The sequence below is a fragment of the Halopseudomonas sp. SMJS2 genome, assembly GCF_029866945.1.
Taxonomy (GTDB): domain Bacteria; phylum Pseudomonadota; class Gammaproteobacteria; order Pseudomonadales; family Pseudomonadaceae; genus Halopseudomonas; species Halopseudomonas bauzanensis.
Map to the genome: position 1 here is coordinate 22,251 of NZ_CP123446.1, position 23,511 is coordinate 45,761.

Consider the following 23,511-nt stretch of genomic DNA (forward strand, 5'->3'; position numbering starts at 1 on the left):
GCAGGGGTCCTGACCGAAATTAGGCAGCTTCTGCTGCGTTCGTTCCCTTGTCCTTGTACTGGAGCCGATCAAGGACGCATTCGTCACGGTCAACCTCATCATTGCGAACCGTGCGATATACCGGCTGGTACAAGCTGCCACCCTCGTAGGCATACAGATAGGAGATATCTACCCGATCACCGGGCGATGGCATCGCCACGTTTTGGGGGATCGTGCAGTTGCCTACGCCAACCATCGCGCCCTGTGCATCAAGCAGCCCTAGTGAAATACTGCTTTTGGTCTTGTGCTGGGACAGGACGATGCAAGTTACGTCCTTGATGAACTTGAACTTGAATTGGGTTCCACCCTTGGTCTTCTGGCCTGGTTCGTATTTGCCCGAAACCTTCTTGGCCACAACGCCCTCACGGCCCTCGGCAACCATTTGGTCAAAGAACGCCTGCTTTTCATCACGGGTGTAGGCGGTTTTGACCACCGATACATGAGCTGCGCCGTTGGCAACCAATATCTCCGCAATCGAATCCATTTCCAGCAGCCGGTGAGCGTATGCGTTTCCTTCAATGCACTCGCCACGCACCGTTCGAACGTCAAAGATGAAGTAGTGGTCGCCTACCAGCTCACCATCGACGGTCAGCGGAAACAGCGACTCAAGGCCGTTCAGCTCGTCGGTCAGCTCGGAGGGGTAGGGGGTAGCAAATCCTTTCTTGTTGACGCTTTGAATCGAACCGTGATCCAGGATGAACGCGCGACGGTGGCCATCATGTTTTGCTGCAAAATGAAGTTCGAGAAATCGTTGATGACGCTCTTGATTTGACCCGGTAGAAGGTTGGTCAGCAAATGGGGCATCAGGCCTACGAAATCTTTTTGAGGCTTGGCGGGCATATTGGCCGCTGCCGGTGCAGCAGCAGACTTCGGCCCTGCATCCACAAGCTCATATCCTTTCTTCTCGCGGTCGTTGCGGGCTTTCTGATACAGCGCAAGGGCTTTGTCATAAGGGACAGGTGCCTTGGTCTTGTTGGATGACACCAGAGTGCTACCCCGGCGACCATACTGGCAGTGAACCTCGTACAGACCGCCACCGCTATTAACGAGCTGGATCAGATACACCTTGTCGCTGTTACCGGATTGGAAGTGGTATTTGCAGCTCTGCTCAATGTTCATTTTGACTTTCCTCTCGCTGATGAAGACTGGATCAGTTGCGTGATGCGATGACTCATCTTCGGGCGAAAGGGGGCGTGTCAGAACCAGGATTTCAGATTTAAACAGTCCGTCGGAGCCGGTGGATCAGCTCCGAGAATGGGCAATGGGGGAGGCGGCCAGGGGTTTTAGCCTCTGGTACTGCTGGCGCAAAAGATCTGCATGTTCGGGTCCGATTTCGGAATTCACGTACTGGACATAGTCACGCAGAACAACGTTGCCGCTGACTGCTTCCGAGGTCGCAAGATTGCCCTTGAACTCATTCAACATGCGTTCTGCCTCTGCTACTGCGTCCTGATACGCCCAGATCGGCCATCTGGATAGCTTCACGCCCGAAACACTGACGCAGGTATCGTTTTCCTCAACGGTAACTCGAAAGATGTAGGTCGGTCGTCCTTCCTCTACGCTTGTTGAAAAGCTCAGCAGCAGGTAGGGCATGCTTTCGCGCTCACACATAGCAACGTGGGGTGGCAGTACCAGCCAACTGCTTAGAATCCGCTTTACTTGGGCATGGGCCAAGCGAATATCAGTGTGTCCTTCTCGTGCCAGACCTTCGCGATTGAGGGTGTAGCTGTAAACGCCCTCACTGAAGCCGCCTGAAGCATATGGTTCCAGGCCATGGGTGCTGCTGACCTTTTCATAGATACGGTCATCCCCGGCGTAGAGCGAGATCTCATAAGGAACCTGGTCGTCTTCATTGAGTGGGCTGGTATACCCGATCTCAATGAGAAATTCAGTGTCGATATTGACCAGCAGTTCAAGCGGTATTTCGGTAGGACCGAACTCAGGAAACATGCCCTTGGACGCGGGAGGGGTCTTCAAAACACAAGGCATCGTGTACACAGCATTCTCCTGTTTGGGTATGGAGCAATGATGCACATTCACCGAAGTCGATTCGACTCAAACAGGGTGCAATAACGGTAAATAGTTAATGGTGACAAAGATCTGAAGGCCGAGAAGTAGGTGTGCTATTACCCAGCGGCGGTCCATGAAAAGCAACGAGGATCGACTGTGTCAGCAGGGATCTCGACGTTCCACCACTCGGACGCCTTTTCACGGAAGAGGGTCCAGTCCTCGGGTGTGGGTTTGCCATGGGTGCATAGACGGCACTGGGATGCCCCATCCATCTGTTCGCTCACGGTAGTGTGAAGGTCGACACCCATCAGTCCAAAGCGGCCGACACACGATCCATCAGGGCCGTTTATCCACACCGTGTCAGCCTGGCCTGAGATGATCACCTCATAATCGGGGAAATCGGTATCTTGAGTATTCATGTCTTTCATTCCCAGTCCTCAGTGAGCAGTAGATCCCGCCCGGGGAATTGTGCCGGCCAGGCTCAGTGCACAACGTTCTATCTGGCCGGGATCGACCCTTGGGAACCGCGTCTTGATAGCCACAAACAGATCGCCACTTGAAACCCCACCTTCGGACAGGGTCTCACGCATGAAATCGATTAAATCATCATCGTCCGGAGCAGACTGTGTTCGGTAGTTCAGAAGAGTGGTGAGCATAGTGGTTCCTATGAGTTATGGCATACCAGTGTCCGAAAGATCAAAACCCGGCGCCACTCAATGGCTATGCACTTTTGAAGCGCTGGCGGGGCAGTTGCAGCGGATGCCCCTACGCCAGCAACTGACTAAATGCCGGGAATGAAGTGCGGTTTACCGTCGATGTCTTTGATCACCGGGGCTGCATACAAAAGCGGCATCAATCTCGAGGATACGCGACCCTCGACAAGGGCCGATATAGCGGCAATGTCTGCCGGTCCACTATCAGGAAGGTCTGTCTTGTAGTACGCCTCCCAGGCTTTGCAGAGAGCGCCGCGTACATCAGATTGGGAGGAAGAGGCAAAGCGCCGATTGAGCAACATGCCATCGATCCCGAAGGTATGGCTGTACAGGTAGCCCTCTTCGGCCCCCTCACATTTACGACAACGAATACAGGTACATGCGCCGGCAGCGAACGCGCGTTCCAGAAGCTCACCCAAGGCCTTTACGGGTCTTAGGGTCATCCGCTTTTCTTGTTCAAAAAGGTCCATACATCCTCTCTAGGCAGTTTTTCGATCATCGGTGAGGCTCTGTCCAGGACCACCAGTCTCGTTCGCTAGAAGAACAGTTCTGGCCCGGTCGGTTGCGGCTGCATTGATATTCTCGACGATCTGATAGACACCCTTGGCGCAGGTAAACTGCTCATGACCCAGCTCCAGTTCACAAAGGTACGTGGCGACATTTATTCGGCGTTGGTGCTCCGATGGAACACAGGAAGCCATAAGCTCGGCATTGAAGTGGGTGAGTTCCAGGTGATCCCACGTGACGATCTTCGCTACAAGCCCAATCTCGCTAGGTGGCTGGCCTTTAAGAGCTGACTTCCAGATAGCTTCACGGTGTGACCACTCTGCTTCATCAATTTGATCTGGCCGGTCAGTGCTGCTCTGGTAGTGATAGTCCTCAAACCCCACACTCTCAAGGGCCTTGGAGAACCCTGAATTGTTTTCGAGATAGAAAATCGCCAGAACGTCCGGCGCGCTCGGTATCAGCACCACCTCAAAAGTGAAATCCCAGCCGGGGCTGCGAAGCCCACGGCCAAGTACCTGCTCTCGGGCATCGTAGAGGCTGCGCATCAACTTCGGAGTCGTGAGAGGCCCGTCGGAATCCAGATCGCACATGTTGACTGCGATATCTTCGTCGAGCATACGAGCTGAGTTCAGAGTCATCGCAACGTCATGCTGGGCGAGGTAGACGCAGTGGCGTCGGATTGAGTCTACTGCGGCATAGGCAGTATCAAGAGTCGCGTTGCGCAGAATGAGGCCATTCCTGATCTTGGTGCTCATTCGGCCTCACCCGCCGCTGCACGCTCATCTTTGACAAGCGCGTCATAGATTGCGCGATGAAGGTCAACCGTGCCACTCTGCCCGTTATCCATCCCTTCGTAGTGGTAGGAAGCGTCTATCCATTCGTTGAAGGTTTCAAAGCATGAGAAATCTGATGCAAGTTGGCCGTCCAGGCCCTCGCGCACGTTATCAACAAAGGCTTCCAACTCTGCTGCGTTGATGTTCTCACTGGTGATGATTGTGTTCATGGTTCGTCCTGTTCCGGTATGCCTTTCTGATGTGTCCATTATTGTGTTCGACAGCGAGTGTCACCACCGAATCGGGCGAACTTTGATGGGTACCGGTGCCGTGTAATTTCCTGGAATGAAATGCAGCAGTACAAGCCGGATGCTATGTTAGGGGCCGAAATCATGTTGAAGGGCGAAGGAAGCACCTGGCATGGAGAAATGATGGGTAGAACGAGCTTGCTTGCGCAGATCGATGACGAAATAGAGCTAGGCCGCGTCAAGCTGTACAGAAAAATGGTATTCATAGCCTCCCGGCAGACTTACTGCACTCAGTCGGTTGGCATGTTCCGTTTCGGACTGCCTGAGATCGTGCTCTTTGGTATTGATTCAGACTCCGTGGTCAGCCAAGTCCTTGATCACCTGATTGCCGAGTCTATTGGAGGTCGCAAAGTTGTGGTTGAAGGAGTGCTTCCCGTCGGATACTTCTCCCGAAACGCCTACGGGTTCGAGGTCCAGCCCCATTGCACTGAGAACTACTGCGATCTGATCTACACCTATTATCAGCTCAGGGGCCTTGAGTGCCCTCGGATTGTCCAATGGGTCTTTGCTGACAATGAGGGGCGTTTCCCTTGGAACCCGGCTGCGGACCCGGCTGTGACCTCGATCCAGGCCCTACTGATGAATAACGTCAGCTGATACCAGCGCTATAACAGCCAGGTGGGGGTAGTCGGCCACAACTTCTTGGCTTACCGGCTCGCCTCGCTCAAGCGCCTGCTTCACACTCCGCTCATGCGCCAGCATCTGAATGCGCTTCAGCTCCAGTCTTTCGATCTCACATGCTGCCATTGCGAAGGTGGACATCGACCGGAACGGACCGTAGCGCTCCTGAATTGGCCCTTTCGGCTCAAGGTGGGCGACATACGCCTTACGGGTTCGCTGCCACGGCAACAGCCCGTGTTTGCGTGCCCAGACGTGCCATCGTGCAATATCGAACTTCCCATCGTCCGCGCGCCAGCTCTCGTCCAGCTCGTGTGCCAATGCCATCGCCTACACCCGGATCTGAGAAGAGGTGATGTCAATTTCCGGATTCATCCAGAAGTCGGGAAACGCTCGGAACAGCTCGGCACCGCTGCGGATGTACTCAAGCATGGCCTCAACACACATCCAGCGTCTGCCGAGCAGCTGGGCGGCCAGCCCCGTCATGCTCCGGCCGGCGCAGAAATCCACGACCAGGTCATCCGGCTCGGTAAGAAAGCGGATAAGGAATGAGGGCAGGGCGAGGGGGAAGCCCGCTCCATGCTGAGGCAACCCCAGACCATCGACCACCTTCCGGTGTGCACGGCCGACATCGCAGTTGTGCGCCAGCTCGATGACATTGCGCGGGATGGCACCTTCGGTAATCTGGCCATAGCTGCCGGGCTTCAATCGGTAGGCCCCATCGCCGTATTCGCTGTGCCGCGATTCCCCGCCCTTGGCCATCAACTTGAGGTGCCGGCTGGTGTGCGGCTGCAGGACGCGCTGATTGCTCGACTTGACCCGGTGGGGATCTTTGGCAAACCACAAGATAGGCTCCCACCCTGTATGGACATGCGTCCGATTCTTGCTGGCCCACTGGATGGGCCCGGGCACCTTGTTCTTCACGGACCATACGAACCGCTCCATCAGGCTGAGCCCAAGGCGATCCTCAATGGCGATCGTCACGCGCTCAAGGTAGGTCGAGCGCTGCGGCGACCCCGGCTCAAAGCAGTCATTGCTGAGGTTGAGCACGAGACTGCCGTCGTCAGATAGCTTGTCCACGACCGGCTCCAGGATTTCGCAGATGAAATCCACAAAGTCCGCGGCCGTCGGATTGCCGTAGGCGCGTTGTTTGCGCAAGGGTAGGGCGTTGATGTGATGGCCAGCGTAATGGGCGTGTCGCAGTTCTGCAGCACCTCCTGCGAGTAGCCCCACACGGCGCAGCCCAGCTCCGTTGAGAATCCCAGCAGCTTGACGCCGGGCTTGGGCGGGTGCAGCTCTTTTTTTGCCTTGTCTGTCAGGGACCATACCCCGCGCTGCCCCGGCACACGCTCGATGACGCCCATGTGCTTCAAGGTCTGTTGGTGCCATCGCAGTTCGCGGGCCTTGAGGCTGTGCATTTGCCCGCTGGTGCCCACCGGTTCCCGGGCATCAAGCTCGGACATGGGGATACCGGCCTTCTGCGCCACCAGCTGATACAGCCGCTCATTGCTCAAGGGCTCATCAGGGCTTCGTTTGTAGGCCTCCGCAACGCAAGCGAAGAGATCCAGCTGGGGTGCCGATTCATTGGTATTGAGGTTCATGGTGTTGTCCTGGGCGCCAAGGAATATCGTTCACTGATAGCGGTGCCTTTAGTCAGCGGTGCTTTCGTAGATCAGGATTCGTTTCTTGATCAAGCAGTCCGCCGTCAGATTGACCCACTTGGCAAGCTGATCCAGCTCACTGGCATCCAGGGAGGTTGTATCCAGCAGCACTTCACAGCCCTCCCCATCGACCAGGCCGCAATCGAAACTGCCTTTGATGTTTTCCAGGTTCTCAGGCGTCACCGGTAAGGTGAACGAATTGAGCTTCTTAACGAAGAGATCTTGTCTCAGCGCGGCTTGCTCGGGTTGGGTCTGCTCTTCACCGATGCTGATGGTGAAATCATGCTCGACCAGGGAGGCAGGGGTATCACCGGTGAAGGCACCATTGCTCAGCACGTCATTAGCGAGCTGTTCCAGACTGGTCCGAAGTTGAGATTGAGTCATTGCGATCCCGATTGCCTCTGGATCACCGCCAGTAGTATCGATCACGCCGGTAAAGCTGACGGTAAAGGTAAGGTTTTTCATTGGTAGTTCTCCTTGGTTGATATGGCCAGTATCAGAGACGGGAGAGTGTGTCAGTAGCAGGTAAGAGCCGGTTATTCCGTTAGGCTTTGGTGGTTGCGTAGGCCGAATTATGATTCGTCCGGCAGGCCAGCAGACGCTCGCGAAGCTCTTTCATGTGCTCATCATGCTGGCGCTTCATTTCCGTCTCGCAGCGGTGCAGGTACGCCAGCCCAAGTTCAGTTCCAAGCCAACTCGCTACGGATTCGATAACCTCGTTGTCGCGGTCGCTTACATCAGCCAGACGGCCACCGGCGATCAATCCCCCCTGGTTAGAAAAGTTCTCTTTTTTCGTAAGAAGGTAGGTAATCATCCTGAAATCGTTGTCGTATTTACGCCTGTTTTCCAGCACCCAGCCCACCAAAAAGGCTTCGCTACCGTGAACCTCCTGGAATGCTCTGCTTCTTGAGAGATAGCAGCGACCGTTATTGGTGCCCAGCCACCGGACAAAGGAGCTGGCCACCGTTGCCGCTCTTTGATCCACGGGGCATCGAAGGATCATATCAAGCGGATGCACGGGTAATCCCCAATCCCAATCATCTGCAATGGATTCCTCGTTCATGAGTGACAGCCACTCGTTCATCATGACCCCCTCGCCGAGCGTACAAGCGCGAACCGGGTTGATAGGCTCGTGTACAAGGGCATTCAGGTCGGTGGATTCATAAGCTGCCATGGCAGTGCCCTCTGGGATTGGTGGTTACACGGCCTGTTCGGACGTCGTTGATTTCAGGTTCTGCATTGCCGGCAACCACCAGCGCAAGATGCCCAAGGCGTTCGACAAGACGAAGAAGGAGTTAAGTGTCAGCAGTCCCCATGCGCTTTGGAGAGTGGCGTAGAGACACCAGCTCAGGCTGGAAATCAGAAACAGCCACCAACCCCAAGCTGAGAGTTTGACGTTGCTGGCGATGAGCAATGCGCCGCTGATACCTAAGACGGTGCCAACCCACTCAGTTATAAAGATCATCTGCGGTGCCTCGATTGCCTTGGTTGATTTAGTTATTGTCTGTCAGGCCATGGTGTGTCAGAACCCATCAGTCTTCCATCAAACTGGGTGTCACAAATGACATCGACTCTGATCACCTCGTGCTGACCTGAAAGCCAAGGTCTGCCCTGGGCGCTGGGTATTCGCGTTCCAGTCAATGAACGCGGTGCGTATGAGCCACTTCGCCAGCCTGATTGGCGTAACCCATCTTCTCCCAAGAACCCTCCCACTCCACGGCTTCGAAGCTGGGGACGCCGGGCAACACGTTGGCCCGCTCGCGCTGAACGAATGCTGCTGGGTCGGTATAGACGCCACCGAACAGGGAGACGAACTGCCCGAAGTGGGTAGGGAGCTTGCCGAACACTTCAATGAAGCTCTCAAGGGCGTCTGTGCTGTAATAGGAGAGCACCATCTCAATGGCCTCTGCCATCTGATACATCACCTCAAAACAGCCGTTCAGGGGCGCCAGGAGGGCAGTGGGCAGACCAAGGCCCGCGATGTCCATGACCTTGAAGCCTGCATACGTAGCATCGGCGTGCAGAGTCCTGAAAATGGCTTGTACGAAGTCGGCCTGAGTGATGACGTGTTCCAGATTGGCGGTGTCGATCAGATCCACTTGATCGGCAATACCGTTGAATCGTAGTTTGATGATCATGTCAGGCCCTCTACTTTTTTGTCGTGATGGGACAAGTTTGAGGCTGCTTGGTGGGTGTCAGAAGCCGGGGTGGGCAGCCGACGGAAATTTCGTCACGTACTGAATCAGAGATGACCATGAGTGGCCCGGCCGGCGTCTGGATAACCGACTCAAACCCGAACCCGGTATACCAGGATGTCAGATCCAGTCCACTCTCCTGCCCCTCACACTTACAGATTGCGCCGAAGGGCTACCCCTCTCCCAGCTCAGCCAGTACCCTCACGACCATCTCAGCCTCACTGCAGTGCTGCGCAAGGTAGTTTCGGAGATTGGGCTTTGTTGTTTCTACGACGTACCCCTCAAGCGTGCCCTCGTGAATTTCGAACATGATCTCAATCATCGCGACCTCTTAACCTCGGATCTGCAAAGCCCGCTTGATAACCCACGCAGACAGCTGAAAGAAGGATCACAACGCGTACGCCATAGCCCAATGAGTGGGGCTGGCGCCTTCCTCATCGAGTCGATCAGCTTCGCGCACCGCTTCCTCGGAAGAATCTGTGGGTACTTGATTGCCGGCTAGACAAGAACAAAGTTTGGGCTTCGGGATTTACCAAGACGCTCGCCCGATATCGCGCAGTGTCCGATCGCAAGAGACCTGTGTGGCCTTGTGTATTAGTAGTACGCACGGACCTTGAACACTTATGGCGGCGCTGGAAGTCTGCACTGATGCTCATATCGAAAAGTGCATGCCGATTCAGTGGTTCGTAATACCGCTGCCGGCTATAAATTGGGTAAATACACGGACGGCTAAGGATGTCGGCATGAATACGGAGAAGGTTTTGCTTGAGACCTACAGGAAGTGGAAGGACGAGACGCTGATCAGGAACAGCTCATCGTTTACCAAGCCCGGTGGTGTTGCCTATATGCCCTTTATGCAGGTGCTCAGGGAAAGGGGCTTGGATGCCAGGGCCAAAGCCCATGCCGAGCATGCAGTGGCCGAGTAACGCCGGTCACTCCACCTACAAAGCTATGACCCCTTCTGCTTGGGACTGTCCTGCCTCGGTAAGCGTACGCAGGACCTGAGCAGCCCGGGCTAGCGCTGTCCCACACTCCCCGCAGAATCGTCCCTCCACAATGAAGCCTGGGAAGCATATCTAATCGCGTTGCCCACGACATTGAAGCCCTCGATCACCAGCGCAAACCGATCAGCTCCCGGTTCCAGTTCTCGGCACTGACATTCCCTGTGCAGGGGATATACCCAACGACCTGACTGCAGTCTTTGGCATCCATTCTCACCACCTTGCTAGGTAACGACTCCCGATACTGTCTTGGGTGCATATAGGTCAGGCGCTAGCGCTGCTCAGGTGCAGGCGGCGCGCATAGCTTGCGTCAACATCCCGATCAGCCTGGGTGCAGAACGATTCGATCCCCTTGGTGTAGACCTCTTGGTCGGCATCGGCAGGCACATCGAACCAGCCTGTAGTGCTCAGTACGTTGTTGCCCTGGCTCAGGTATTCGCTTACCAGACGAATCACACTCCCGTTGATCAGCCCCACACTGGCGGTACGGGTGCCGACGGCTGTCTCATAGTCCTTGGTGGCCAGGATGTAGGTCAGCTCGATGTCAGTCTTGCTGGCCGCAGTCCAGCCGTGCGTTTCCAGTTCTGCGATGAGAGTGGCTTTGAGGGCTTGGAAGGCTGCTTCGGTGATCATCGTCTTGCTCCATGTGCGTTGATTCGATGTGGTAATTGTCGCCCCTTGCCGGGTGTGTCAGATCCCTTAGAGCAAACTAACGCGCACGCCTTGATCATCATCCCCTTGCTTGTGTTCTGCGACCCAAAACGGAGCGAGTTCTTGCTCAGCCTGCCCGATAATCACCCGCGCACCCTCAACCAGCTTCTGACCTATCTCCGGCTCGATCTCAGCTACCCAGATATTTTTCTCTATGAGAATGCCTTTGGCCCACTCGGACTTGAGTGCGGCATCAGCTGCAGCGTCAGTGTTGTGATATAGCTGACCGCCGCTCAAGATATATTTGTCTGATCCCACCCGAACGGTTTGCATCCCGTACTCCCCAATGAATTCGCACTTGATGAGGTAATTATTAGCGGCTCATGGGGGGGTGTCAGAACCGGCCGGGGGGGTATCTGCTTGATAGACAGATCGCCGCGCTGTGCTGAATCGCCGGGGTGTGTCTTCTGGCCTGGCATTGCTGGGAGCTCTGTCTCATTGCGTCACGGGGATATTCTGCAGGCGCCGCTCGTACGCTTCGTCTGCGGCCTCTTCCAGCAACCCGATGTCCTCAACGCCTTTGAATGTCACGCCGACTCCCTGGCTGTCGGTATAGCACCAGCGCAGATCATCGTCGTAGACCACCTGAGTCACTGAGGGGTGGATCTCGATGATGTGGGCCAAGGCCTGCTCCACCAGTCCCGGGGCGTGGAAAGGGTGATCCGGGCCAATACGTGATCCCGCCGCCGCGACGGTGAATAGGGCATTTTGTAGCTCGAACCAGTGCCAGACCTCCTCCACGTCAGTGCCCTTGTCGAAGTGCAGGAAGGGCTCGTCAAGCTGGGCCCCAGCTGCGGTGACGGGCACGTCGCTTAGCAGGTTCCATAGCTCGCACAGCTCGGGCATGGGGCGGTAGGCACGACTTGTCGGCGTGTTCGGTATCGCGTTCATAGTTTGATCCTCAACTGATGGGTTCGCTGCTTGAATGCTGGGCGCTTGCTCATAGCCTAAGGGCGGCTTTCGCCCTTTGATGCTTGGCCTGTTACCACGGAATATCGTCGTCCCACTGAACTTGATCTTGGGCGGCGATGTATGGCCGCTGGTGATGCAGGTAGGGGAGGCTCCACGGCACAAGAACGTGACGCACGATAGTCAGTGCCGAAGTCTCGTTTTGGCCTAGACAAACTACGCGGTAGAAGGTCCACTCACGGTCACAGACCCCGTAATGCTGGCCGTGCTCGTCCTTGTAGACGCCCATGACCCCCGATATCCACGCGCGGTGCGCCTTGGTCCCGGCGATGATACGGCGCAGGGCGGAGGCAGGGAGAATGCCGTCGTAGCCCAACACGTAGAACCGTTGTTCCACCGATGCGGTGACATTGCTCATGACCCACTTGGCCAGGCTCTTGAGCCGCATGTCCCTGGGCGCTTTCATGCTTGCGCCCATTTGGAAGTAACCGGCCTTTGCCGCGCAGTACTCAGACAGCCTGATAAGCCGCAGGCGCAGCGTTATGTGTGCAAGGCGAGAGAATGTCCGTGTAGAAATTATTTGCATGCTGGCGGTGTCCTGTGGCTCGTTGGTGTCTGGCTTGTGCCGTCGAAGTAGAGCCATCATCGCCCCTGCAGGGCTGTGTCATGAGCCTTCCCGGATACTGATTGTCATTTCAAAGGATGGGGATTGGCGGTGATCAGCGTGATGGTTTCGAGCTGGCGCGGTTCTATGGCCGTTGCTCTGAAAAGCCGGGGTAGGTTGATCTTGGCCGGAGGGCCTGCAGCGGGGATGCTACTAGCGGTCCTCGCGGGCATTGTCCACGCCAGCGGCCCAGCGGGCATAAGCCCGTGAGCCTGGCGGGAATAGGTGGTTAGGTTCGTCGGGCATGGTGTAGCCGACCGCATAGGCATTGCCGCCACCACCCTTGCCCCCGCCACTGCTCAGGGTCCACGCGCCGGCCGCGCAGCTCATCATAGACGGCTTGGAGCTGCTTATCGGCGAAGGTACGACGCTTTGCCATGTTGCCGTGCCCTATCGTTTCTTGAACTTGATATCGCCAGAGCCTGAAACCCGATGATCTCGGGTCGCCGGGTTGCCGCGCACAACGATGTCACCTGAACCCGAAACACGGGCTTTCACAACCTGGGTAACATAGGCGTCGATGTCTCCAGAGCCGTTAACACACAGAGCTGCGGAACTGGCTGTTAGATCGCTCACATCCACATCGCCGGAGCCGGACACTGCTGCCTCCAGATGTTCAACCTGGCCATACGCCGTTATGTCGCCGGAGCCGTTGAGTCCTATATCGAGCACTGACTGCTGAATGTCATAGAGCGTGATATCGCCACTGCCTTTGAGGCGGAAGCTTGGGGCCTCAGGCAATGCGATTCCGACAACACAGCGGCCGCCCCCGATAACAACGCCCCCCACCGGAGCATTGAATTGCATGTGCTCGTCACTGCGTTGTCCACCCACATAGATATCGCCACCGACCACAATGTTGCCGGAACCCGACACATGGATGTTGCCGCCCCCACCGCTGATCGAGACTCCTTCCTGCTCGATGACCAGCTTGTCTCCCTCAAAGCGGGTCTTGATGCTGCTGATGGCCTCCTGGTTCTCGCCAGCCACCACCAGCTGAGCCAAAGGTGCTCTGAAAAAGACCACCTCTACTGAACCCTTAACTGCAATATTGCTTACAGAGCGCATCTGGCGCTCCTCTTTCTCATAGTACGCGGTGCGGGACCAAGCGGACTCGCGGCCGGTCTCGTACTGGATGTTCAGCGGGCTGATGTCGTTCATGTGTCTGTCCCTGCTTTTGGATATTCGGTGATAAGCCCTATGCCGCCGCCTCAGTGCTGAGGCGCGTTTGAGTGCCGACCTTCTGAAGATGGTCCAATTTATTAAGACCCGGTGCAGAACGGTCATTCGTGTAGGTCATGCGGATCGAGGCCAAGTGCGTACGCTCTTCCTGCGAGCTGATCTCGTCACGATAAGCGATAGCTTCGTCCAAAGTCATGCTGACCTGTTCACGCCGATACAGAGTGGCGGAGCCGCCGTACACGATAGTGAAAAAACCTCTTTCGTACTCAGCCTGCTGCAGGGAGATGGTGAAGTCATATTTCTTCTTGGCCATGATGGTTATTCCTGTATGTGAAGTGATGAGTACAGGCTAAGGCCGTGTGGAGTGTGGCAGATCCCCGGTAACCATTACCCTTGAAGTTCTTTATTCGTCGATTTCTATCTTTGGCCATTACCTCTATCACCACACTCCTGTTGTTCACGGCTGGAGCTAATTATCTAATCCATCATGAAATTCCCTCAAGTGGCCAATGTCGATGAGTTCGCCGCGCTTTATGATCTGCAGCGCGTCAGCAAGCCCGGCTACATCGCGGGCAACGCGGCTACTCCGATTCCGAGGTTAGGCATCATCAAGAGCGCTACTGGCTGGAAGTCTGAGGTTGAGTATGAGCGCTTCATTTTCCGGGGCCTAAGATGCTACTTTGAGCAAGGCAGGATGCTTGATGCCACTCAGCTTCCCTTGGGACACCCGATCTACGCTCCTGGCGGCTACAGCGCATCACCCCAGCTTGGCCAGGCAGGCGGGACTTGCTAGGCCCTGATGACGCCTTAGATTGTCAGCTCGATAGTTCAAGGCTCACATTACGAGGTGAACTGGATGAATAAACGCATCGCAGGCATAGGCATCAACAAATCACAAATGCATAACTGGAGAGCGGAGCACCGACTTCATGGAAGGATCTAACCTGAAGGGTACCGTCGAGAGCCGCAATCTGGTTCTGATGGGCCAGGTAGCGCAGATGTGGCGCATAGCCAATGTTCGCTATACCGGTGGTGTGGTGCTGTTCTGGCAGGGCGGCGTGTACGGTTGGAAGAACAAGTTGCGAGACCCCTCAAGTGAGAGGCCTGGAACCTTCGCCATTGATGATGCCGGACATGTTTTCGTTGCCGAAGGCGGTAACGACTACGACGGGGCTAAGTGCTGGCTAGCAGTCAATCTGTCAGAGCGGTAGTAGCCAACAAGATCCGCGTGGCTTATCGCAGATCGGGCGCTAAAGCGCTGGATAATCGCGTACCGATCCGGTGGTGGTTGCGCTGGTTCCAATGCTCATCTTGTGTCCTCGAAATCCAAGCCATTGGGTTGAGGTAATTGGCGCGGGCTATGCCTGGTCTTGCAGTGCCCGGCCGACCTATCCTTTCCTACCAGGTAACTGTGTCACGGCGTTGTGATTACTGGTACAACCCCGCAGAACGCTCTAGGCCCGGCTGGGCGTTACTCAGCTTCCAGTGGATGAGGTGCAAAGCAGCACCAACCCTGGCCACCATCCGCCACTCTCCAGCAGTCAGTCCCTAAGCATCATCTCCAAGGGAGAATACTGGGATTGGCTACCTGCTCGATGAACTGCTTTCTAGGCGTACACTCGGCAAGAAATACCCTTTCCCTCATATCGTTAAGCTCTGCTTGATCAAAAAGGTTCAGGTCTTTGCAAGCTTTAAGGTATCCCTCCGCCTGACTCAAAACTCTCAGCACGTTCACCGGATATCCCTGTATGCCGGCGTCATGCATCAGCATCTCGAAATTCACGCGGGCAATAGCAGCCAGATCCGCATTTCGGGATTCGTGTTCCGCCAGGGCTTCATCGAACTTTCGGGAGTCGAATGCCGCTTCGGGGGGCTCGCTGTAGATGCGGCACATACCTCGCTCGTGTCGGTACTCTGCTTCGATAACGCTGGAGGAATGTTCAGCGCACACCACACAGCCTGGAAGCTGGCTGGCCCGCTCATTGACTTCCATTTCCACCCGTCTGCGTGCTTGATCCCAGTTTTCACCTGGTCGGGCATGCTTTCTCACATAATCGTCGTCGATTTGCATTGGCGCAGCTCAGCTCCAGTCCGATCGGTATCAGAGGATAATAAGATGATCCCAGTGTCGAGCAAAATACCCAACTCGTAACCTACCGCTTTTGGTTCAGGGCCGCTCAAAGCAGAGAGCCTGGCGCTCAGCGCATCAGGTTGTTAAGCCGCTGCACATGGACCTTACCAAGCGCAGAATTCAGCCTGAAGTGGTCGGAGCCTATCTCTGGCGCCACCTTCTCCATATCGAGACCCAGCACTGAGAGAGCTTCCTCACTCCCCAGGTCCAGAATCCGAATGGCTTCTACCCGATAGGTATCCAAGATTAGGCGCGCACCTGTACCGTTATCCGGCCATGTACTCAGCAGGTCTGAACCATAGCATTCAGGATCAATCAGGTAGATCCCCGCGAGCATGGTCACCAGATCGCGGTAGTGGGCAATAAACGTCTTTGCCCACACTCCGCTAATCCCAAAGCCCTTGCGTACGCCTAACGACATCTCAGCATCTGTCAGTGACGAAAGAAATCGTCTCTCCATGCTGTCACTGTCCGTGCGATGGTTGTAGGTGCCGGCATCGAGCGCTAAGCATTCAAACAGCATCGAGAGATTGAGATATTGACCGTTTGAGAGAGCCTGATCGGGAGTGTGGACGGCTTTAGGCATTGAACCGGTTCCGCATGCTTCGTTGGCGTGGCTTTGGCTGCAAGGCTACCCGGAGGCCTCGTGTATCGTAAAGCGCCCTGGAGCGACATTGAGCCAGTGACTCACCGGTGACCAGAGACCGGGTGATGATATCCAGTACTGTTACACCATCTTCGGGGTTGAGTAGACCGCTTTGTGTCTCTATCAGACCGAAGACTATCTGCTTGATCTTCCTGAGAGCGGCCTCAGTCCCGGGCAACGCCTTACCCGGCCAACCCCCCGCTTTAACCTCATCCTGGTCCATGAAGATATCTGTCAAGGCGGCAATCCGGATCACCCATAAATCATACTGATCGAACAGGCTCGCTACAGGAACCAAAATAGACTCACCCTTCCTGGTTACCCGACCGTAATGGTTGCGTACGGTCAGGCACACAAGCATCTGATCGGCAATATCACTGGCCTCAACATGCAAACCGTCCTGGGCCATTCCCTGGGAAATAATGTTCGAGGCTGAGACCAGATCGAAGCGCTCGTAATCCTGATCGCTCAGCTGCATGGTTGATTCTGCCATGGAAGTTGCTCCGATGAGTGAGATAGCCCATTAAAGACCGTCTACCCTCGTGCCAGAAGCAAGCCAAACGGGTCCGCGCATGCGGGATATCAGGCACTAAGACCAGAAACCGCTGTCGAAACCTAGCATTGGAATCCGCGAGGCACCCAAGAGGACAACCACATTCCCGGGGTTGCGGATAACCTGTATAGGATGTATCTCTGATCATAAGCCGTGTGCAAAAGAGGGACTGGGTATGCTTGAAATCATCGTGTTGTCCGGACAGATTTGCCTGTGGGTCATGGCGCTGATGTCATTGGCAGTCGTTGGTGCTTTGGTCGTAGACCCTGTCTTGAGCTTTCGGCAGTTCATCGCGACACTATCGAGCCTGACGACTGATCCCTACCACTATGTGTAGTCGATACGAAGCACCGTCCTCACAACGCTTGCTTGAGGCCTTCCAAGTCGCACCTGACGAACCGACGCAAACCGAACTATGGCCGACGTACGTTGGACCGTTCCTCCGTGCGCCTTCAGATGAGGGTGTGAATCATGACGCGCGTGCTTACGAAGCCCTTAGTGGGATATTCGGTCTGCTGCCCTTCTGGGCAAAGGACACCAAGCTGGCGCGCAGAACATACAACGCACGGTCCGAAACAGCGGCAGAAAAGAATTCGTTCCGGGGCGCCTGGAAATCCTCGCAGCACTGCATTATTCCGGCCGTTGCTATCTATGAGCCTGATTGGCGCAGTGGTAAAGCTGTTCCCACCAGAATATCAAGGGCAGACGGCGGATTGATGAGCATTGCCGGTCTATGGGACCGGTGGACCGGCCCGGCCGGCGAAGATGTCTATAGCTTCTCGATGCTGACGATCAATGCTGACGATCACCCACTGATGCGGAACTATCACCGCCCAGACGACGAAAAGCGCATGGTTGTTATTCTTCCCAATGGCGCCATTAATGATTGGCTGCGGGCACCTCCAGAGCAAAGCATGGAATTCATGCTTCAATACCCTGCAGATCGGCTTGTAGCGGAGGCCAGACCTTCCAAGCGGTGAGATTCGATCGCTTTTAGCGGCACTTTACTGCCCAAAGCTCTTCAAGGTTGGTCGTAAAGCTTGGGCTCTTCATTTCTCGGCGCATTCCCCAGGCCGGGGCTATTGGAATTCGCGCCGACCGCAGTGTGCCTCTACCCCATTTCTGATTGATCTCATCCAGGACACCCATCACCCGCTCCGACACTTCGGGCTGTACCTCAGCAAAGAGATCGTCGGTAAACTCTCCGCGCTGTCTCAGATCAAGCAATAGGATCTCAGCTTTGCTGTAGGAATAGCCTTCACGGAATACATGGTCGAGTCCGGCCAGCGCATATCGCGTGACAAGGCGGGTATCGTCGGTGGGGTAGGGCAGTTCGCACAGAACCCCCTTCGAATACTTCGCTTCATCGGGGTTGAACATGCCAGTACGGATGCTCACCCTTACGCGCTTGCAAAGCGAGCGCTGTGCCCGCAGCTTCTCGCATGCGCGAGCCGCATAGGTGGCCACCGACTCCCGTATTGGTTCTATCGTCAGTAGCCGGGTACCAAAAGCGCGGCTACAGCATATTTCCTGCCTTGGAGGGGCGGCTTCCTCAAGGTCCAGGCAGGGCAAACCACGAAGCTCCCGAGCAGTTTTCTCGACGACAACACTGTACTGCTTTCGCAACGTCCAAGCATCAGCCTGCGCCAGGTCCCATGCGGTTTTGATGCCTATGCACGTTAGATGCTCGTTCATTCGTCGCCCGACGCCCCATACTTCATCAACCGGCATCACCTTCAGTAGCCGGTCCCGTCGCTCAGGGTCGCAAATGTCGACCACCCCACCAGTTTGGCGCTGCCACTTTTTCGCAGCCGCATTGGCGAGTTTTGCTAAGGTTTTTGTGGATGCGATACCTACGCCGGTCGGAATGCCTGTTAGCTTTAATACCTGTGCCCGTATATCGCGGCCCATCTGCAAGCGGTCACTGATACCGGTTAAATCGCAAAATGACTCGTCGATTGAATACACCTCGACAGCCGGCACCAGGCTCTCAATCACGGACATGACGCGCTGACTTAAATCCCCGTACAGCTCATAGTTGGAGGAGAACGCAAGAATGCCGTGCCGGCGCAGCGTCTCCCTGATCTCAAAGTACGGCGCACCCATCTTAATGTAGGGCCTAGCATCTGCAGAGCGGGCTATGACACAGCCGTCGTTGTTGCTCAAGACCACAATCGGCGTGCGTAGCAGATCCGGGCGGAACGCTCGTTCGCATGAAGCGTAAAAAGCGATGCAGTCCACGAGCGCAATAGCGCGATCAGCCATGATTGCAGTGCTGCCTGATGCTGTTCATAACCACACCCCAGATTAGGAGTTCGTCACCTTCCATGATGAACCTGGCGGCGTATATTGGGTTCTCAGACAGCAAGACGACCTGATTGTGAGCTCGTGTAAAACGCTTCACGAAGGTATCACCGTTTATCGCAGCTATAACGATGTCACCGGATCGAGCGTCAACGCCACGGCTTACAACCAGAATATCCCCGTCAAAGATACCGACCCCAATCATGCTGTCACCGTGAGCGCGTACGAGGTAGGTTTGAGGCGCGTCTATGTCCAAGAGAGCATCAAGCGATATTGTTTTTTCAATGTGGTCTTGGGCGGGGCTCGGAAATCCGGCAGGGACTCGCGCGGAGTAGAAGGGGAGCCGGGCCTTGGAGCAGGTAACGGGCGCGAGAATTTCTGCATTGCTCATTTGGCATGCCTTGTCATGTGCTGGATATGCGTACAGTATAGAGGCAGATACGTTAAGCAACAACTATGAGGCCTCAGGGCACGCCTTCGGGAGTCATTCCTATGTCAAGGGTTGAGTTTTGACTATTCCATCGCGCAACCCGGGAACCACTACCAATCCCGAGATTTCGAGGCGGGGGCGCCCAGAACCTTAGATTTTGCTGCCTTTTGCAAGCAAAACGGGAAAAAGGGCGCTCGGTTTGTGCGTTTAATTCATGGCTCAGGAAGGCCTTGGCTTCCTGAGAGTAAATCAACGCCTGCATGATGGTTTCCGTTTAGGCAGTCTAATAGTGTTCTGGATGGCCCCTAAGCAGCGTTTTTGCCGGCTATACCGGTGGCGTGCGGTTTCGAGGAAACCGCCGATTTGGTCGGCGCGATCAACGTTGAGGGCGGGATACAAAAGTGAGCGGAGCGGCAATGCCTCAAGCAGCAGGAACCATCGAGGCGGCTTAGTATTGCGCCTAATCGCTGTAGGAACCCCCCGCCATCTGGCGGGGGAAGAGGTCAAACATGGTTCATGGTAATACATGCCGGAAAAGTCTAGTCCTGCACTCCGCTTTTGCCACTGTCGTGTGAATTATTGGACATACGGATTTGGTCCATGAATATCTGTTCTACAGATCGGGAACCAATTACTTTGACCGTTAAATAATTGATCATTTCGTGGGGTGCCGTTTTCAAACGGTCTGCCCGAATGATCAACAGCAAAATATGTGTATGCTCCCCTGGTTGCATAGGGTTGGTTTGATCTGAGATGAGTAATAAAAGTTGGGGACCAAAATAGAGACCAGTATCTTGGGCCGTTAAGATTTCCCGAAAGGGGGCCATATACAGCATTTGTATCACCCCTAACAGTCGGATGTGGAACAGGGCCGCCTCCAATAGAAAGGTACATAAAACATTGGTAAACACTCGGCCTTTCACAAACTTGCCATCCGGTGCCGTCAGTACAACTTATAACGCTCCAGCCTGAACCCGGGTTTGGCTCATGTACCTCCTGCCATGTGACCGCAAATGCATGGACGGTCGCAAATAAAGAACAGAACAAGCAGGCTATTACTTGATTATTTGATTTCTTGTTTACTGGAAACATGTAGCCTCATCATTGGTGCTAACAAGATTAACTAAGGTTTGTACATCATCCTTAACTCAGCCGTTTACTGCTTACTTGAGTGACTTTCCGGCTTTGAAGGATGGAACAGAATATGCACTGATGGTCATTAGTCCGCTTGCCTTTGGGTTACGCCCAGTGCGTTCCGCACGCTATTACTCATCAAAGGTACTGAAGCCAACCAGTGCAACATCGTTACCTGCGGCAGGCTCGGTGGTGATGGTTGAAGTAAAGGCGCCCAGGGTGCGACCGGCAGTATCTCTGCTCACGTCAGGATTGATGCCGGTTGCATCAATCAGGTTTTTCTTGTTCATAAAGTTCAATACCTTGGGGGTTGTGGGGAGTACAGAATCAGTATACCGATTCGCGATTATGGTCCAAGCAAACAGGGGGGCAGATTTAGGAGAAAAGAGGAGAAGGAACCCTGAGCTCCAAAGTGTCCACTCAAGAACGCGACCACCCACATCTTCACATTAGGACTGATTCCCGATGATGGGTTCTGACGATGACACGCAGATAGCGAGCCCGAGGAACGAAAGTAACGGTCTGATTGCCTAGGCAGATTCTCGACTAGGTGCTTTCTGGCATGAAAAGATCGGATTCGGAGCCGGTCAGTTGAGAGTTTGATGCTTACTGCCGAAGATCAGCGCCACTACGAAATCACGGGATTAGCTTTCGCTGCCAAAACCTAAGATGGAATTTGGCCGCCGCCGCCGCCGCCGCCCAATCTGAAAAGCCGGGGGTTCTTTTGCGTGAGCAAAAAAGCCTCCGCAGGAGGCTCGTGTTCCTTTTTGCCATGGCAAAAAAAGCCCCTGTTAAGGGGCTCTGTTCTCCTTTTGCCCAAGCAAAAGAAGCCCCTGCGAAGGGGCTCGGGTTTAAGCCAGTAGGGTCTTGCGGTGATCGTCCAGGTTGGTCACGCGGTCATTATGTGAGGACGCCCGGGCCTGTTCAAAGATGACTGTCTCCTGCGTAGCGAACATTGAGTTTTCACCGGGCTTGAGGGTGACCTCATCCCCTGAGTGGTTCTCAAGGACCCCCTTGATGACGGTGTCCTCAGAGTCGAACTGAGCCACTGGGAAGTCCTCAGGCATTTTAACCCGTTCCAACAACCTTCGAATGTCACTATAGGTCAGACAAGGCCTCTTACGCATCAGTGAGACCACCTCACCCAAAACATTCCTATTCTCTCTGGCTGCAGCCATGCAGCGGGACCAGACATTCTTGCGTAGCGTGTTGATCCGGCCGGCTTTAAGGGCCGCTTCAGCTTCGTTGATGGGTTTTGCGTTAAAGGTGCGATTTTCCCCGAGCATCAGAAACCGAGCTGCCAGGTCATCGAATTGGTGTATGTCGTCGAGAGCAGCTTCGCTCATAGATCCAGTGAGTACCTTCTCGGCCGCCGATCCCATGAGAAGCATATGCATGCGCCAGTAAAGAAATGGTGCTGTGTTCACGAGATTCGTCTCGGAAAAGATCTTTGAGGTCCGAGCATTGATGTCGAGCTCAATGCTGAACGAGTCATCGAAGAGGCAGTTGCTACCCCGGTAGGCAATTGTGCGTCCGGCCTGGTGAATTATCAGGCGAGTCAGATCGACCATGGTTACCTGGAATGCCGGGCGCTGATCCACGGACTGCTTAAACTCTGCAGGAAGGGTAAGGGTGTTGATCATCTCGGCGTCCCGATGGGATGCCGGAGTGGCGGGCTCTGCCTTGGGCTTAGCCATCCAATGCGCTGCGGCCATGATCAGCAGAACTACGCCAGCAGTTATCACGTACTCGGTATGTTCAAGGGACACGCGGGTTACCGGCGCCGCGCAAAGGAATATCCCAAGCGAGATCGCCGATGTGACCCATGCCATCGTTAGCCCACGGTGGTAACTTGCGGCGGCGGTCTTCGATGCCTCACCAGGCGCAGAGTGCTGAACACTGAAGAACGGAGTTACAGCGGCCAGAACCAGAGAAAGAGCGATTGCGGCCGTCGTTGCCATGGATACCAGGTGGTGAGGTCGGTCGATGTAATACATGTACGCGACGACGTACATGCCAACTATGAGAACGGCGATCCCCCCGGCGCTGAGCACCGAATATATATTCACGCCGTTGTCTTTCTCCAGATTGTGACTGCTCATCTTTGAGGTGCCTCTTTTAATCCAGAACAGGAACAGCGGGTACTGCCTTTGGCTTGGATTCATCAGGGCTGGCCATAGCCGTCTGATTTTTTACCCCTGCTCCCGGCTCTGCGGCTGGGAGCTGCTTAGCCTGTTTCTGCCTTTGCTTTTGCTTCTGCGGCTGCTTCGCACCAGCGTCGGGCTGAGCCTCTGTAGTCTTCTGAGGCTGCTTATGGGCGGCTGGCGTTTTACCCTGCTGGTTCGGGGCAGCCTTGCTGGGATGGGAAGCAGGCGTGTTCTGAGCCGCTGCGGAGGCTTGCTGTTTCGCCTCATGTCGACCGACCTGCTCCTGTCCGGGGCGCTGGACCGAGCCACCTGAAGGTTTGCGATTAGCAGGACGCTTCCGCTTGCTTGCGAGGTCGAGGTCACGCTGGCACTCGCGAATCTCAGATTCGAATGCATCCAATGCTCTTTTGAAACGATCGGATGACTTCCGTACTGCGTCACGCATGTTGTTAGCGCTGGACATCGACATGTTAACGAGCTGGATTTCAAAACGCGATACCGCGACGGTAGTATGAACCATCGAAGCGCAGCGCTCGCCGGTCACGCGGATCTCACGGGTGGGGTAGCCTACCACTAGGTTATTACGATCATCGGCCATTGGTTAATTCCTTATTGCTGTGGGGAGGTGGTGCCAATTGAGCGCAACCAGGTCCAACCGCCTACACGCTTGGTACAGGAGGTAAAGAACTCGGAGAGATCACGGCTGTGCTTCAGGTATGTGGCATTGTCATCGGGTACAACGTACCCCCACGCATCAACCCAGAACAGATGAGCTACTTTGTGTGGGAGGTAACAGACCTCGTAGTGTCTGTATTCGGGCGCGCGCAGGAATACCTTTGCGATGTAAAGGCAGAGAGTTATTGCAATAACCCACC

At 55.1% G+C, this 23,511-nt stretch carries 34 protein-coding genes and 1 pseudogene; 5 read left to right on the plus strand and 30 right to left on the minus strand.

The annotated features are described in order from the left end of the window. Positions 1-19 precede the first annotated feature (19 nt). From QAO71_RS17015 to QAO71_RS17050, 8 genes are all read right to left on the minus strand, one after another. Positions 20-736: a hypothetical protein gene (locus QAO71_RS17015; RefSeq protein WP_348273414.1), complete on the minus strand. Its 717-nt coding sequence runs from the start codon at positions 734-736 to the stop codon at positions 20-22. Then, positions 667-1,158, minus strand: a complete 492-nt coding sequence (locus QAO71_RS17020) for a WGR domain-containing protein (RefSeq protein WP_280165853.1) — start codon at positions 1,156-1,158, stop codon at positions 667-669. Before QAO71_RS17020 ends, QAO71_RS17015 begins: the two co-directional genes overlap by 70 nt. 123 nt (positions 1,159-1,281) lie before the next feature. Beyond that, the gene (locus tag QAO71_RS17025; protein ID WP_280165854.1) at positions 1,282-2,037 is read right to left on the minus strand and encodes a hypothetical protein; all 756 of its coding nucleotides are present in this window, start codon (positions 2,035-2,037) and stop codon (positions 1,282-1,284) included. A gap of 128 nt (positions 2,038-2,165) precedes the next feature. Further along, positions 2,166-2,477 (minus strand): hypothetical protein, encoded by a 312-nt coding sequence (locus QAO71_RS17030; RefSeq protein ID WP_280165855.1) that lies wholly within the window; start codon positions 2,475-2,477, stop codon positions 2,166-2,168. 9 nt (positions 2,478-2,486) lie between these two features. Then, positions 2,487-2,705, minus strand: coding sequence for a hypothetical protein (locus QAO71_RS17035; RefSeq protein WP_280165856.1), 219 nt, complete (start codon positions 2,703-2,705; stop codon positions 2,487-2,489). A 125-nt stretch (positions 2,706-2,830) separates the two neighbouring features. Further along, positions 2,831-3,232 carry a hypothetical protein gene (locus QAO71_RS17040; RefSeq protein WP_280165857.1) on the minus strand — a complete coding sequence of 134 codons (402 nt, stop codon included), beginning with the start codon at positions 3,230-3,232 and terminating at the stop codon, positions 2,831-2,833. Between the two features lie 9 nt (positions 3,233-3,241). After that, complete coding sequence (locus QAO71_RS17045; RefSeq protein WP_280165858.1) at positions 3,242-4,024, minus strand: hypothetical protein; 783 nt, start codon at positions 4,022-4,024, stop codon at positions 3,242-3,244. Further along, positions 4,021-4,272, minus strand: coding sequence for a hypothetical protein (locus QAO71_RS17050; RefSeq protein WP_280165859.1), 252 nt, complete (start codon positions 4,270-4,272; stop codon positions 4,021-4,023). The genes QAO71_RS17045 and QAO71_RS17050 overlap by 4 nt, the downstream gene beginning before the upstream one ends. Positions 4,273-4,392: 120 nt before the next feature. Here QAO71_RS17050 and QAO71_RS17055 point away from each other — a divergent pair, with 120 nt between their 5' ends. Further along, positions 4,393-4,947, plus strand: a complete 555-nt coding sequence (locus QAO71_RS17055) for a DUF4262 domain-containing protein (protein ID WP_280165860.1) — start codon at positions 4,393-4,395, stop codon at positions 4,945-4,947. Here QAO71_RS17055 and QAO71_RS17060 read toward each other — a convergent pair. The 7 genes from QAO71_RS17060 to QAO71_RS17085 all read right to left on the minus strand — a co-directional run bounded on the left by QAO71_RS17060 (position 4,924) and on the right by QAO71_RS17085 (position 8,767). After that, positions 4,924-5,295, minus strand: coding sequence for a hypothetical protein (locus QAO71_RS17060; RefSeq protein ID WP_280165861.1), 372 nt, complete (start codon positions 5,293-5,295; stop codon positions 4,924-4,926). The two genes, QAO71_RS17055 and QAO71_RS17060, sit on opposite strands and share 24 nt — an antisense overlap. 3 nt (positions 5,296-5,298) lie before the next feature. After that, positions 5,299-6,063: a DNA methyltransferase gene (locus QAO71_RS18015; RefSeq protein WP_348273415.1), complete on the minus strand. Its 765-nt coding sequence runs from the start codon at positions 6,061-6,063 to the stop codon at positions 5,299-5,301. Beyond that, on the minus strand, positions 5,949-6,569 hold the full coding sequence (locus QAO71_RS18020) for a hypothetical protein (RefSeq protein WP_348273412.1): 621 nt from the start codon (positions 6,567-6,569) through the stop codon (positions 5,949-5,951). Before QAO71_RS18020 ends, QAO71_RS18015 begins: the two co-directional genes overlap by 115 nt. Positions 6,570-6,617: 48 nt before the next feature. After that, the gene (locus tag QAO71_RS17070) at positions 6,618-7,094 is read right to left on the minus strand and encodes a hypothetical protein (protein WP_280165862.1); all 477 of its coding nucleotides are present in this window, start codon (positions 7,092-7,094) and stop codon (positions 6,618-6,620) included. Between the two features lie 79 nt (positions 7,095-7,173). Beyond that, a complete protein-coding gene (locus QAO71_RS17075) occupies positions 7,174-7,803 on the minus strand; it encodes a hypothetical protein (RefSeq protein ID WP_280165863.1) in 630 nt (209 codons plus the stop codon). Positions 7,804-7,827: 24 nt separating this feature from the next. Beyond that, a complete protein-coding gene (locus tag QAO71_RS17080) occupies positions 7,828-8,094 on the minus strand; it encodes a hypothetical protein (protein ID WP_280165864.1) in 267 nt (88 codons plus the stop codon). Positions 8,095-8,266: 172 nt separating this feature from the next. After that, positions 8,267-8,767 (minus strand): hypothetical protein, encoded by a 501-nt coding sequence (locus tag QAO71_RS17085; RefSeq protein ID WP_280165865.1) that lies wholly within the window; start codon positions 8,765-8,767, stop codon positions 8,267-8,269. A gap of 800 nt (positions 8,768-9,567) precedes the next feature. On the opposite strand from QAO71_RS17085, the gene QAO71_RS17090 reads away from it, so the two are divergent. Next, positions 9,568-9,750, plus strand: coding sequence for a hypothetical protein (locus QAO71_RS17090; protein WP_280165866.1), 183 nt, complete (start codon positions 9,568-9,570; stop codon positions 9,748-9,750). A gap of 339 nt (positions 9,751-10,089) precedes the next feature. Here QAO71_RS17090 and QAO71_RS17095 read toward each other — a convergent pair whose 3' ends face one another. The 7 genes from QAO71_RS17095 to QAO71_RS17125 all read right to left on the minus strand — a co-directional run bounded on the left by QAO71_RS17095 (position 10,090) and on the right by QAO71_RS17125 (position 13,604). Then, positions 10,090-10,458, minus strand: coding sequence for a hypothetical protein (locus tag QAO71_RS17095; protein WP_280165867.1), 369 nt, complete (start codon positions 10,456-10,458; stop codon positions 10,090-10,092). 66 nt (positions 10,459-10,524) lie between these two features. Continuing rightward, positions 10,525-10,809 carry a hypothetical protein gene (locus QAO71_RS17100; protein WP_280165868.1) on the minus strand — a complete coding sequence of 95 codons (285 nt, stop codon included), beginning with the start codon at positions 10,807-10,809 and terminating at the stop codon, positions 10,525-10,527. Positions 10,810-10,971: 162 nt separating this feature from the next. Further along, positions 10,972-11,427, minus strand: a complete 456-nt coding sequence (locus QAO71_RS17105; RefSeq protein WP_280165869.1) for a hypothetical protein — start codon at positions 11,425-11,427, stop codon at positions 10,972-10,974. Positions 11,428-11,518: 91 nt separating this feature from the next. Continuing rightward, the gene (locus tag QAO71_RS17110) at positions 11,519-12,031 is read right to left on the minus strand and encodes a hypothetical protein (RefSeq protein ID WP_280165870.1); all 513 of its coding nucleotides are present in this window, start codon (positions 12,029-12,031) and stop codon (positions 11,519-11,521) included. Positions 12,032-12,262: 231 nt separating this feature from the next. Continuing rightward, the gene (locus QAO71_RS17115) at positions 12,263-12,442 is read right to left on the minus strand and encodes a hypothetical protein (RefSeq protein ID WP_280165871.1); all 180 of its coding nucleotides are present in this window, start codon (positions 12,440-12,442) and stop codon (positions 12,263-12,265) included. 57 nt (positions 12,443-12,499) lie between these two features. Then, a complete protein-coding gene (locus QAO71_RS17120) occupies positions 12,500-13,270 on the minus strand; it encodes a DUF2807 domain-containing protein (RefSeq protein WP_280165872.1) in 771 nt (256 codons plus the stop codon). Positions 13,271-13,307: 37 nt separating this feature from the next. Next, entirely contained in the window at positions 13,308-13,604 is a 297-nt protein-coding gene (locus QAO71_RS17125; protein WP_280165873.1) for a hypothetical protein, read from the minus strand. Positions 13,605-14,271: 667 nt separating this feature from the next. Here QAO71_RS17125 and QAO71_RS17130 point away from each other — a divergent pair. Then, positions 14,272-14,502 carry an antirestriction protein ArdR gene (locus QAO71_RS17130; RefSeq protein WP_280165945.1) on the plus strand — a complete coding sequence of 77 codons (231 nt, stop codon included), beginning with the start codon at positions 14,272-14,274 and terminating at the stop codon, positions 14,500-14,502. Positions 14,503-14,846: 344 nt separating this feature from the next. Here the strand turns inward: QAO71_RS17130 and QAO71_RS17135 are convergent, their stop codons facing one another. The 3 genes from QAO71_RS17135 to QAO71_RS17145 form a co-directional block, all read right to left on the minus strand. After that, a complete protein-coding gene (locus tag QAO71_RS17135; protein WP_280165874.1) occupies positions 14,847-15,362 on the minus strand; it encodes a hypothetical protein in 516 nt (171 codons plus the stop codon). A gap of 127 nt (positions 15,363-15,489) precedes the next feature. Beyond that, complete coding sequence (locus QAO71_RS17140; protein WP_280165875.1) at positions 15,490-16,008, minus strand: hypothetical protein; 519 nt, start codon at positions 16,006-16,008, stop codon at positions 15,490-15,492. Continuing rightward, positions 16,001-16,561: a hypothetical protein gene (locus QAO71_RS17145; RefSeq protein ID WP_280165876.1), complete on the minus strand. Its 561-nt coding sequence runs from the start codon at positions 16,559-16,561 to the stop codon at positions 16,001-16,003. Before QAO71_RS17145 ends, QAO71_RS17140 begins: the two co-directional genes overlap by 8 nt. A gap of 235 nt (positions 16,562-16,796) precedes the next feature. On the opposite strand from QAO71_RS17145, the gene QAO71_RS17150 reads away from it, so the two are divergent. Next, a complete protein-coding gene (locus QAO71_RS17150; RefSeq protein WP_280165877.1) occupies positions 16,797-16,958 on the plus strand; it encodes a hypothetical protein in 162 nt (53 codons plus the stop codon). Continuing rightward, positions 16,951-17,601 (plus strand): SOS response-associated peptidase, encoded by a 651-nt coding sequence (locus QAO71_RS17155; RefSeq protein WP_280165878.1) that lies wholly within the window; start codon positions 16,951-16,953, stop codon positions 17,599-17,601. Before QAO71_RS17150 ends, QAO71_RS17155 begins: the two co-directional genes overlap by 8 nt. A gap of 13 nt (positions 17,602-17,614) precedes the next feature. Here QAO71_RS17155 and umuC read toward each other — a convergent pair whose 3' ends face one another. From umuC to QAO71_RS17180, 5 genes and pseudogenes are all read right to left on the minus strand, one after another. Continuing rightward, complete coding sequence (gene umuC, locus QAO71_RS17160; protein WP_280165879.1) at positions 17,615-18,886, minus strand: translesion error-prone DNA polymerase V subunit UmuC; 1,272 nt, start codon at positions 18,884-18,886, stop codon at positions 17,615-17,617. Next, a complete protein-coding gene (gene umuD / locus QAO71_RS17165; protein WP_280165880.1) occupies positions 18,879-19,316 on the minus strand; it encodes a translesion error-prone DNA polymerase V autoproteolytic subunit in 438 nt (145 codons plus the stop codon). Before umuD ends, umuC begins: the two co-directional genes overlap by 8 nt. A 1,202-nt stretch (positions 19,317-20,518) precedes the next feature. Next, positions 20,519-20,779 (minus strand): annotated as a pseudogene (locus tag QAO71_RS17170) (HU family DNA-binding protein). 561 nt (positions 20,780-21,340) lie between these two features. Continuing rightward, positions 21,341-22,591, minus strand: a complete 1,251-nt coding sequence (locus QAO71_RS17175) for a hypothetical protein (protein WP_280165881.1) — start codon at positions 22,589-22,591, stop codon at positions 21,341-21,343. A gap of 16 nt (positions 22,592-22,607) precedes the next feature. Next, positions 22,608-23,234: a hypothetical protein gene (locus tag QAO71_RS17180; protein WP_280165882.1), complete on the minus strand. Its 627-nt coding sequence runs from the start codon at positions 23,232-23,234 to the stop codon at positions 22,608-22,610. Positions 23,235-23,511 lie beyond the last annotated feature (277 nt).

Excerpts from the sequence above, each read along its gene's own strand:
- QAO71_RS17125 (WP_280165873.1), bottom strand. The coding sequence starts at position 13,604 with ATGGCCAAGAAGAAATATGACTTCACCATCTCCCTGCAGCAGGCTGAG.
- QAO71_RS17095 (WP_280165867.1), bottom strand. The coding sequence starts at position 10,458 with ATGATCACCGAAGCAGCCTTCCAAGCCCTCAAAGCCACTCTCATCGCA.
- QAO71_RS17070 (WP_280165862.1), bottom strand. The coding sequence starts at position 7,094 with ATGAAAAACCTTACCTTTACCGTCAGCTTTACCGGCGTGATCGATACT.
- QAO71_RS17090 (WP_280165866.1), top strand. The coding sequence starts at position 9,568 with ATGAATACGGAGAAGGTTTTGCTTGAGACCTACAGGAAGTGGAAGGAC.
- QAO71_RS17085 (WP_280165865.1), bottom strand. The coding sequence starts at position 8,767 with ATGATCATCAAACTACGATTCAACGGTATTGCCGATCAAGTGGATCTG.
- QAO71_RS17120 (WP_280165872.1), bottom strand. The coding sequence starts at position 13,270 with ATGAACGACATCAGCCCGCTGAACATCCAGTACGAGACCGGCCGCGAG.
- umuC (WP_280165879.1), bottom strand. The coding sequence starts at position 18,886 with ATGGCTGATCGCGCTATTGCGCTCGTGGACTGCATCGCTTTTTACGCT.
- QAO71_RS17110 (WP_280165870.1), bottom strand. The coding sequence starts at position 12,031 with ATGCAAATAATTTCTACACGGACATTCTCTCGCCTTGCACACATAACG.
- QAO71_RS17105 (WP_280165869.1), bottom strand. The coding sequence starts at position 11,427 with ATGAACGCGATACCGAACACGCCGACAAGTCGTGCCTACCGCCCCATG.
- QAO71_RS17080 (WP_280165864.1), bottom strand. The coding sequence starts at position 8,094 with ATGATCTTTATAACTGAGTGGGTTGGCACCGTCTTAGGTATCAGCGGC.
- QAO71_RS17100 (WP_280165868.1), bottom strand. The coding sequence starts at position 10,809 with ATGCAAACCGTTCGGGTGGGATCAGACAAATATATCTTGAGCGGCGGT.
- QAO71_RS17060 (WP_280165861.1), bottom strand. The coding sequence starts at position 5,295 with ATGGCATTGGCACACGAGCTGGACGAGAGCTGGCGCGCGGACGATGGG.
- QAO71_RS17050 (WP_280165859.1), bottom strand. The coding sequence starts at position 4,272 with ATGAACACAATCATCACCAGTGAGAACATCAACGCAGCAGAGTTGGAA.
- QAO71_RS17155 (WP_280165878.1), top strand. The coding sequence starts at position 16,951 with ATGTGTAGTCGATACGAAGCACCGTCCTCACAACGCTTGCTTGAGGCC.
- QAO71_RS17130 (WP_280165945.1), top strand. The coding sequence starts at position 14,272 with ATGGGCCAGGTAGCGCAGATGTGGCGCATAGCCAATGTTCGCTATACC.
- QAO71_RS17075 (WP_280165863.1), bottom strand. The coding sequence starts at position 7,803 with ATGGCAGCTTATGAATCCACCGACCTGAATGCCCTTGTACACGAGCCT.
- QAO71_RS17145 (WP_280165876.1), bottom strand. The coding sequence starts at position 16,561 with ATGGCAGAATCAACCATGCAGCTGAGCGATCAGGATTACGAGCGCTTC.
- QAO71_RS17135 (WP_280165874.1), bottom strand. The coding sequence starts at position 15,362 with ATGCAAATCGACGACGATTATGTGAGAAAGCATGCCCGACCAGGTGAA.
- QAO71_RS17180 (WP_280165882.1), bottom strand. The coding sequence starts at position 23,234 with ATGGCCGATGATCGTAATAACCTAGTGGTAGGCTACCCCACCCGTGAG.
- QAO71_RS17175 (WP_280165881.1), bottom strand. The coding sequence starts at position 22,591 with ATGAGCAGTCACAATCTGGAGAAAGACAACGGCGTGAATATATATTCG.
- QAO71_RS17040 (WP_280165857.1), bottom strand. The coding sequence starts at position 3,232 with ATGGACCTTTTTGAACAAGAAAAGCGGATGACCCTAAGACCCGTAAAG.
- QAO71_RS17030 (WP_280165855.1), bottom strand. The coding sequence starts at position 2,477 with ATGAAAGACATGAATACTCAAGATACCGATTTCCCCGATTATGAGGTG.
- QAO71_RS17150 (WP_280165877.1), top strand. The coding sequence starts at position 16,797 with ATGCTTGAAATCATCGTGTTGTCCGGACAGATTTGCCTGTGGGTCATG.
- QAO71_RS17115 (WP_280165871.1), bottom strand. The coding sequence starts at position 12,442 with ATGATGAGCTGCGCGGCCGGCGCGTGGACCCTGAGCAGTGGCGGGGGC.
- QAO71_RS18020 (WP_348273412.1), bottom strand. The coding sequence starts at position 6,569 with ATGAACCTCAATACCAATGAATCGGCACCCCAGCTGGATCTCTTCGCT.
- QAO71_RS17020 (WP_280165853.1), bottom strand. The coding sequence starts at position 1,158 with ATGAACATTGAGCAGAGCTGCAAATACCACTTCCAATCCGGTAACAGC.
- QAO71_RS17055 (WP_280165860.1), top strand. The coding sequence starts at position 4,393 with ATGCAGCAGTACAAGCCGGATGCTATGTTAGGGGCCGAAATCATGTTG.
- umuD (WP_280165880.1), bottom strand. The coding sequence starts at position 19,316 with ATGAGCAATGCAGAAATTCTCGCGCCCGTTACCTGCTCCAAGGCCCGG.
- QAO71_RS17035 (WP_280165856.1), bottom strand. The coding sequence starts at position 2,705 with ATGCTCACCACTCTTCTGAACTACCGAACACAGTCTGCTCCGGACGAT.
- QAO71_RS17140 (WP_280165875.1), bottom strand. The coding sequence starts at position 16,008 with ATGCCTAAAGCCGTCCACACTCCCGATCAGGCTCTCTCAAACGGTCAA.
- QAO71_RS17045 (WP_280165858.1), bottom strand. The coding sequence starts at position 4,024 with ATGAGCACCAAGATCAGGAATGGCCTCATTCTGCGCAACGCGACTCTT.